Below are 7,472 nucleotides of genomic sequence, written 5' to 3'. Positions count from 1 at the left end.
GAGGCCGGCTGTCCCGCGTTCGTGGGACACGACAGTGCCGTCGTTTCTCATCGAGATCCGTGAGTCAGGTGATCACCAACGGCTCCAGGGCCTCGGGGGCGTGGACTTGTCTGATCAGCAGTGTCTGTCATCCCTTCGGGCGGATCCGCTCCAGCGCCTTCGTGCCTGATCAGTGGGGTGCTTGTTGTTCCCGGCAGGATGGCGGGCATGGGCCGCTGGGTGTACGAGTTCTCGGGTTGCCCCGACTCGGGGGACTACCGGCAGATCGCGGATGATCAGGAGCCGGGCGAGGTGGTGCTGCGTGAACGTCCGGGCGGTCTTGGCGTCGTGGCGGGGTGCGTGCGGGAGAGCGTTGACGGCATGATGATGGTGGCCCGCTTGGGTGGCTTGCGGAGACCCGTCCGTGGTGGCATCGGCGGTGCTGCAGGTATCCGGACGTCCTGTCCTCACACGGCGGGATGCGTGAGCGGTGGGTGCGGGCAGCGAGCCGGCTGCCGGCGAGTTTGCTTGAGGGGCGTGCCGAGCCTGCTTTCGAGACTGCCGTCGTGGCTGTGCGCGACGGTCGTCGCGCACAGCCGTTCTCCTACTCCTCTGTAGCGGTTTCTTCGGCCTGGGTTTCTTCGGCTGTGGTGGGGGTTGGTTCTTCGGCTTCGGTTTCTTCGGCTTCGGTGGGGGCTGGTTCTTCCTCTGCTGCTGTTTCCGTCTCCGCCGCCTCGGGGGTCGGCTCTTCGCCCTCCGCGGGGCCGGTCTCAGTCGTGGCCGGTGACTCCTCGGGGGTGGTCTCCGCCTCTGTTCCTTCGGTCGCAGTGGGTTCCTGCTCGGTGTCGCTCACGTGTTCACCGCCTTCCCGTACTGGCAGGCAGGAAGAGGCTCGGGTGTCGCCTGGTCGGACGACCGTCATGACGCGGAATTCATTACTCATGATGTCACCGAATCCGCATGATTTGAGGCATATTGCGAGGAGGTCAGGAATACTGCGAACCGTGCCGTAGGCCGCTGTGATCGACCCCGACGGCGGGCGGCGGGGTCGGACGCGGCGACACGTGCGGTGAGTGTCGATGCTCGCGAGGGGCACGGAAAGGGGGACTCGTTAACGAGCTCGTCGAGGCCGTCGACGAGAGGCAGTTGACCAAGACCATCGCCCGCTACGGCCGCGTGGATCTCCTCGCGATCGATGAGCTCGGCTCCATGGAACTGGACCACCGCGGCGCCGAACTGCTGTTCCAGGTCTTAACCGAGCGGGATGGGACGGGCGAGGCGGTAGGAGTCGGTGCCGGTCTCGATGATGGTGCCGCCGAAGGTGAGCCGGTCCACGATCGCTGCGCAGAGCCGCGGATCGGTGAAGGTCCTCGTCCAGCCTCCGAACGATGCGTTGGAGACGACGGCCACGGACGCCTTTCCCCAGGAACCAGCAGGTCGGGGGCTTGGGCACCCTGGTCACAACCGCTGCACAGATGCAACCCGCCGCTCCGGCGAGGGATCCGAGCCCGGCTCTGTCCAGTACTCCCGGCCACCAATGATCTTCCCGTCCCGGACCGTCCGGAGCGAGTGTTCTGCACTCCGGGCGTGCGCGACGGCTTCGTCGCCGTCTTGGCCATGGAGGCGGCCCGCTACCGCCCGGACGACGGCGCCCCGATGGACCCGGGGGTTATCGCGCGGCAGCTCGCCACGGTCGCCGCCGCCATGGAGCAGGCCAGGGTCGAGGGCGTGACCGTCGCCGGGGGCGGCGAGGTCCCCGAGGGGCTGATGCTCGCCCCGGCCGTGCTCTGCGGCCTGGGTCAGGAGAGCGCGGTCGGGGCGCGAGGGGATCTTCGCCCCCGGTGGCCGCGGTACTGTCCGCGGCGAACCTGGACGACGCGGTCGACTTGGTCAACGACTCCCGCTACGGCCTGGCCGCGGGCATCTGCACCCGCGGCCTGGCCGCCGCCCATTGCTTCGCCGCGGCTGTCCGCGTGGGGGTGGTCAGGGTCAGCCGGCCGGCCACCGGCTTGGATCTCAACGTGCCGTTGGGCGGCGTCGGCGACTCTTCCAGTAACACCTTCCGCGAGCGGGGCGCGGTCGCGGTGGACTTCTCCACCTGGTCCACGTCGGCCTCCTCTTGGCTGGGAGAGCCGGCCAAGAGGGGGCCGTTGGATGTCTCACGGCCTCCTGCCTGGATCTCGTGGTGTTCCTTTGAAGCCGCCGGCGTGGACGACCCAAGTGGCAGCCGCTGAAGGACGTCATGCTACTGAACTTGAACTTGTGATGTCGGGTTCCTCGCGGGCTGACCTGTGTCAGATGTGGGCCCTGACTTGCAGCACCGGATGTTCGAGCGCATCCCCGATGGCAGTCAGTTCCTCGTCGCTGAACCAGACGCGCTCTGGGTTCCAGATGGCGATCTCGAATCGGGCAAAGCCACAGGGCCAGTCGTACTCCAACTCGTCCAGCGAGGTCGCAGCGCCGCAGCAGGGGACCACCACGGCGAGGGTGGCGAAGCCGTCGTCGCAGTGAGCTTCGAGTAGGTCAGCCCACCACTCGGTGTCGATCGACGCGCCGCATTGGGGACAACCGATCTTCTCCAGATTCTGACCACAGTCGACAACGGTGAGTGCGTCGTGCCAGGTGACGTCAATCTCGACGTCGACGCCGTCGGGGAGCCCGGGGGCCAGGTCCTCCACGAGCGCCGCAGCACGCTCAGCCGCGGCCTGCTCAGGCTGCCAGTGCGGGTCGGTCGGAATGACAGAGAGGACATCGTCACTCACGGGCTCACTCGATTCGTCAGGCGAAACCTCATCCGGGCGACGCGATGTTACCGAGCGCGCATTCGGGTGACAGGTTCCCCATGCTGGTCACGCCTCGAAGGCCGCTCAACGCTCAGCCGAACGACCCGACATCACCCGATCAAGTTCAGTAGCCGCGGTGTGTGAGCGGTTGCCTGGCGTGCCGGGGCCTGGTGGTTGAGGGTGTGCACGGTCTGGGTGCGCGGTCTGTTCGGTTGACCGGGTCCGGCCGCTGTTTTGCGCGCCCCCTGCCGTCCGGGGGGCGGTGGGGCGGCAGGGGGGTGTGGTCGGTTCGGGTGGTCAGGTGCGCCGTCCGGTGGCTGTGTAGTGGTCGGTCTGTTGCCAGGTTGCGGGGATTCCGAGTGCGGTGGGGGCGTCCGCGATTCCTGCGCCGAGGCGCGGGTCGGTAGCGGGCAGGGGGCGGCAGGCGGTGCGCATCAGCTGGTAGAGGCGGTCGGCGCGGGCTGCGGTGCGCGGTACTGCTTGGGTGCGCAGGTGGTCGTGGTGGGCGAGCAGCAGCGCCGCTAGCCCGGTGACGTGGGCGGCGGCGATCGCTGTGCCGTCGGCGGCGGTGTAGCCGTCGCCCAGGCTGGTGGTGATGACTGCCGCGCCGGGTGCGACCAGGTCCACGCCTGGGCCGGTGGGGGTGAAGGGTGCCGGGAAGGGGCCGGGCCAGGGCGGTTGTACGCCGGTGAGCGGGTTGCTCGGGGGGTAGGTGCCGGTGTGCGCGAGTGCCCCCACCGCGAGGATTCCCGGCAGGGTGGCGGGCTGGGTGAGGGGGCCGGCGGTGTCGCCGGCCGGGGCGATGATGGTGATGCCGGCGGCGTGTGCGTCGGCGAGTTTCCAGGCGGCCAGCTGGGAGCGTACGGGGTAGGCGAGGCTGATCTGGGCGATGTCGATGGTGTGGGTGATGCAGTAGTCGACTGCTTCGAGCAGGTCGCTGAGGTGCCCGCCGGGGAACAGCTTCAGGGCGTGCACCTCGGCTTCCGCTGCGATTCCGGCGATGCCGGCGTTGTTGTCCGCGGCGGCGATGATGCCGGCGCACCAGGTGCCGTGCCCGCATGCATCGAGGCCCCAGGTGTCGTTGTGGGCGCTGGTGAAGTCGTGCCCGTGCTTGACGGTGTCCTTCAGGTCCGGGTGGGCGGTGTTCACCCCGGAATCGAGCAGCGCGATTTTGATGCCGTGGCCGCGGTAGGTCGGGGGGATCTGGTGGAGCCGCATCGCCTGGACGCCCCAACTGGTGAGCGCCTTGCCGGGAAAGCCCTCGAACGTCTCCGACAGCGCCTGCACCCTCACCACCGTCTCCTGCCCGCCCGCGGGTTGGGGGGTGCCGGTGCGGGCCGGCCAGTAGCCGGCCACCGGGCGGACGTAGAGGGCCTGCAGCGTTTCCGGGGTGTCCGCGGCCAGGGTCAGCGTCAGCCGCCCGTCCGGGTCGGTGGTGCCGTGGGCCGGGCCGCCGGTGCCGATCGCCCACACGTGCGCCCCGGCCACCGCCTCCCCGTAGCCACCCACCACCCGCAGCGTGAGCTGCTCGGGCTCCTCCAGTGTGATCGCCAGCATGGGGTCGATCATCGGCGCCGGGCCGATGCCCACCGACGGGGTGGGGGTGTAGGAGAGCGGCTGGTCGATCTCCACGACCACCTGTGGGTTCTGGGCCAGGGCGCGGGCCCGTTCCTGCGGCATCCTCACGACCGCGACCGGGGGGCAGGCGGGGTGCGGCTCCGCGATGGTTCCCGCACTGCGGGAACGCGGCGGGCGCAGCTGTGCCACCGGCTCCACTTCGGGGTCTTCCTCCAGCAGCCTGAACAGCGCCGAGGCCTCGATCGGCGGCACCCCGCCCGCAAGCAGCCCCACCGGCCGGGGCGCCACCAGATACCGGCCCCACCCCGCCCGCACACGCTGACCCGGCACACCGGCCTCCGGCGCCGCGCGGCGTTCGGCGCCCGTGCTGTGAGGCCCGCCCGCCGCCGGCTGCCCGGCCTCACCCGCCGCGCCCTGCGCACGCGGGGTCTTGTTCTTGCCGTTGCCCGGCTTCATACCGTTGCCGCCCTGCTCACTCATACAAGCCAACCGCCATCTCAGATACGAAGAGTCGTCGTACACACGCCCTGGATCCATACGCCGCCGGCCGGGAAGCGGGGGCGATGGGCTGCCCGGCCGGCCATCGCCGCACCGTCGCCTCGACGTCCCGGCGCGGCGGGGTATCCGGCCGGGCAGGCCCGCTTCCCCGCACGCGAGGAAGAGCGCGCTGCCCGGCCGGGTGTCTCACAGGCCCAGAGGCGGCAGCTGCCCGAACTGCGGCTGCAGCCCTGGGAACTGGCCGAACTGCTGCTGGCCGAAGCCGCCGCCCCACGGCTGCTGGCCCTGCTGGCCCTGCTGGCTCTGCTGCACCAGCGTCAGGATCGCGGTCGGCAGCGCCTGCTGCACGGACTGCTCCACCGCGCTGCGCACGCCCTGCTGCAGCGTGTGGTGCAGCGCGACGGCCAGGTAGGGGTGCGCCTGGTGGGCCAGGCCCTGCTGCTGAAGCTGCTGCTGGACCTGCTGGATGTGCTGCAGCGTCTGCTGCAGCCGCTGCGCGATCTGCTGGCCCGCCTGCTGGCAGGCCTGCTGGATCGCCTGCTGGACCACCTGCCCGATCTGCTGCTGGCCCATCTGGCCCCAGGGCTGCTGCTGGCCGAACTGCGGCTGCGCCATCGAGGGCTGGCCGAACATCTGCTGCTGGCTGTACGGCTGCTGGGTCTGCGGCTGGCTGATCTGCTGGGGGGTGTACACGGACATGCGGAACTCCTCCTTGAGCTCTCCGGGAAACAGGGAAGAACGGCGCACCGGACAGCCCTGGACGCCGTCACCGAGCAGCAAACCACCACCCGACCAAGAACACATTCCTGGACATACCGCCAAGCGGTGGAGTACGTCACCGCGCCGGCCGTCACCGCAGTCACGGCGCCCGCCCCGCACACGCATGGCGACGGCACCGGGGCCAGTAGCCGCGTGCTCCGTCCGGGAAACGACGTGCACGACAAAAGGGAGGTAGAGAGGTTGAGCGCGATCTTCTGCGGCATCGACTGGGCGGAGGGACACCACGACATAGCCCTGGTCGACCAAGATGGCAGCCAGTTGGCCAAGTTGCGGATCAGCGACGACAGCGCCGGCTTCCACGCCCTGCTGGAACTACTGGCCCGACATGGCGACAGCGCCGAGAACCTGATCCCGGTCGCCATCGAGACTCCCCGTGGGCTGCTGGTCGCCTCGCTGCGAGCCACCGGCCGCAAGGTCTATGCGATCAACCCCTTGGCCGCCGCACGCTACCGCGACCGCGGCAGCGTCTCGCGGGCCAAGTCTGACGCCGCTGACGCCCGCGTACTGGCCAACATTCTCCGCACCGACCGGCACTCCCATCGTCCGCTGCCCGCAGACAGCGAGGCCGGGCAGGCCATTGCCGTCCTGGCCCGCGCCCAGCAGGACGCGGTCTGGGACCGACAGCAGATGGTCAACCGACTCCGGTCCCATCTGCGCGAGTACTACCCGGCCGCCCTCACCGCCTTCCACGGACAGGGCAAGCCGGGACTCGACTCCGCACACGCACGCGCGGTGCTCACAGCCGCCCCCACCCCGGCCGCTGCGGCCCGACTCACCCGCAGCCAGCTGCGCGCACTCCTCACCCGGGCAGGCCGCCTGCGCCGCGGCATCGAAAAGGAGGTCGAGCGGCTCCGGGAGATCTTCCGCGCCGAGCAGCTTCACCAGCTGCCCCTGGTCGAAGAAGCTATGGGGCACCAGACATCGGCACTTATCCAGCAGGTCAACGCTGCCTGCAGCAGTGTCATCGACCTCGCGGCGGCGACGGAGGAAGCATTCCTCGCACACCCGGACGCCGACATCATCACCAGCTTCCCAGGGCTGTCCGTGCTCTCCGGGGCGCGAGTACTTGCCGAGATCGGCGACGACCGCTCCCGGTTCGCGGACGCGAGGGCGGTCAAGGCGTACGCCGGCGCGGCACCCGTGACACGCGCTTCAGGTCGTAGCCATGTCGTCGTAGCCCGGACCGTCAAGAACCAACGACTCGCCAGCGTCGGCTACATGTGGGCCTTCGCCACCCTCCGCACCGACGCTCCACGCGGCCATTACGACAAGCGACGATCCGGCGGGGAACGCCATACCGCCGCACTGCGGAACCTGTTCAACAAGCTCCTGGGCTGCCTCTACCACTGCCTGCAGAACAGAACGACATACGACCCTGACCGGGCCTTCCCAGCCCCTTTGCCCCTCACCGTCTGAGCACTGACTTGACCTCTCAACGACATGAGATGTCTTCGACTGCTCGGCCACTGCGTGGTCACGCGTGGGGACCAAGGTGCCGTCCACGATGAGCACGGTGCCCTTGCGGAACCGCCGGCGCGCTCTCAGCGCGAGCAGCGGTGCCAGGCGGTTGATGATGCGATCGGCCGCGGACTTCGAGATGCCGAACAGCCGCGCCAGCTGCGCAGTGTCACGTTCGTGCGCCAGTACGCCGCGACCAGCAGGACACGGTCCTCCAGGGGCAGGCCCCACGGTCGGCCTCGGCGGACCGCGTCCGCTCCCTCACGGTGCAGGGCGGACACCAGCTTGCCGAAGCAGCGTGGGCTCAACCCCGTGAACAGGCCTGTCCAGGACGGCTGAGACGCCGTGATCACTGCTGCCACGTCAAGATCGTCCCACCACCCCGGAGCCAAGAGC

6 protein-coding genes and 3 pseudogenes are annotated in these 7,472 nt (G+C 69.6%); 3 read left to right on the top strand and 6 right to left on the bottom strand.

Annotation, left to right across the window (positions count from 1 at the left end; translation table 11 throughout):
• Positions 1-583: 583 nt before the first annotated feature.
• The gene (locus ACQPXS_RS47700; RefSeq protein WP_433445857.1) at positions 584-832 is read right to left on the bottom strand and encodes a hypothetical protein; all 249 of its coding nucleotides are present in this window, start codon (positions 830-832) and stop codon (positions 584-586) included.
• A gap of 254 nt (positions 833-1,086) precedes the next feature.
• Between ACQPXS_RS47700 and ACQPXS_RS47695 the strand changes: the two are divergent.
• A pseudogene (locus ACQPXS_RS47695) lies at positions 1,087-1,245 on the top strand (ATP-binding protein); the annotation flags it as partial.
• Here the strand turns inward: ACQPXS_RS47695 and ACQPXS_RS47690 are convergent.
• Positions 1,231-1,398: pseudogene (locus ACQPXS_RS47690) on the bottom strand (ATP-binding protein); the annotation flags it as partial. The pseudogenes ACQPXS_RS47695 and ACQPXS_RS47690 overlap by 15 nt on opposite strands.
• Before the next feature lie 422 nt (positions 1,399-1,820).
• On the opposite strand from ACQPXS_RS47690, the gene ACQPXS_RS47685 reads away from it, so the two are divergent.
• Complete coding sequence (locus ACQPXS_RS47685) at positions 1,821-2,213, top strand: aldehyde dehydrogenase family protein (protein WP_433445856.1); 393 nt, start codon at positions 1,821-1,823, stop codon at positions 2,211-2,213.
• A 60-nt stretch (positions 2,214-2,273) separates the two neighbouring features.
• On the opposite strand, the gene ACQPXS_RS47680 is transcribed toward ACQPXS_RS47685, so the two are convergent.
• The 3 genes from ACQPXS_RS47680 to ACQPXS_RS47670 all read right to left on the bottom strand — a co-directional run bounded on the left by ACQPXS_RS47680 (position 2,274) and on the right by ACQPXS_RS47670 (position 5,537).
• On the bottom strand, positions 2,274-2,741 hold the full coding sequence (locus ACQPXS_RS47680; protein WP_433445855.1) for a hypothetical protein: 468 nt from the start codon (positions 2,739-2,741) through the stop codon (positions 2,274-2,276).
• Positions 2,742-3,059: 318 nt separating this feature from the next.
• Complete coding sequence (locus tag ACQPXS_RS47675) at positions 3,060-4,820, bottom strand: S8 family serine peptidase (RefSeq protein WP_433445854.1); 1,761 nt, start codon at positions 4,818-4,820, stop codon at positions 3,060-3,062.
• Between the two features lie 204 nt (positions 4,821-5,024).
• Positions 5,025-5,537, bottom strand: coding sequence for a hypothetical protein (locus ACQPXS_RS47670; protein WP_433445853.1), 513 nt, complete (start codon positions 5,535-5,537; stop codon positions 5,025-5,027).
• A gap of 261 nt (positions 5,538-5,798) precedes the next feature.
• Between ACQPXS_RS47670 and ACQPXS_RS47665 the strand changes: the two genes are divergently transcribed.
• Entirely contained in the window at positions 5,799-7,034 is a 1,236-nt protein-coding gene (locus ACQPXS_RS47665; protein WP_433445852.1) for an IS110 family transposase, read from the top strand.
• Between the two features lie 33 nt (positions 7,035-7,067).
• Here ACQPXS_RS47665 and ACQPXS_RS47660 read toward each other — a convergent pair.
• A pseudogene (locus ACQPXS_RS47660) lies at positions 7,068-7,438 on the bottom strand (helix-turn-helix domain-containing protein); the annotation flags it as partial.
• Positions 7,439-7,472 lie beyond the last annotated feature (34 nt).

The sequence above is a fragment of the Streptomyces sp. CA-142005 genome (genome assembly GCF_050942335.1).
Classification (GTDB): Bacteria; Actinomycetota; Actinomycetes; order Streptomycetales; family Streptomycetaceae; genus Streptomyces.
Note: the sequence above shows the minus strand (reverse complement) of the source record. Positions and strands in the feature narration are given on the sequence as shown.

Excerpts from the sequence above, each read along its gene's own strand:
- ACQPXS_RS47670 (WP_433445853.1), bottom strand. The coding sequence starts at position 5,537 with ATGTCCGTGTACACCCCCCAGCAGATCAGCCAGCCGCAGACCCAGCAG.
- ACQPXS_RS47675 (WP_433445854.1), bottom strand. The coding sequence starts at position 4,820 with ATGAGTGAGCAGGGCGGCAACGGTATGAAGCCGGGCAACGGCAAGAAC.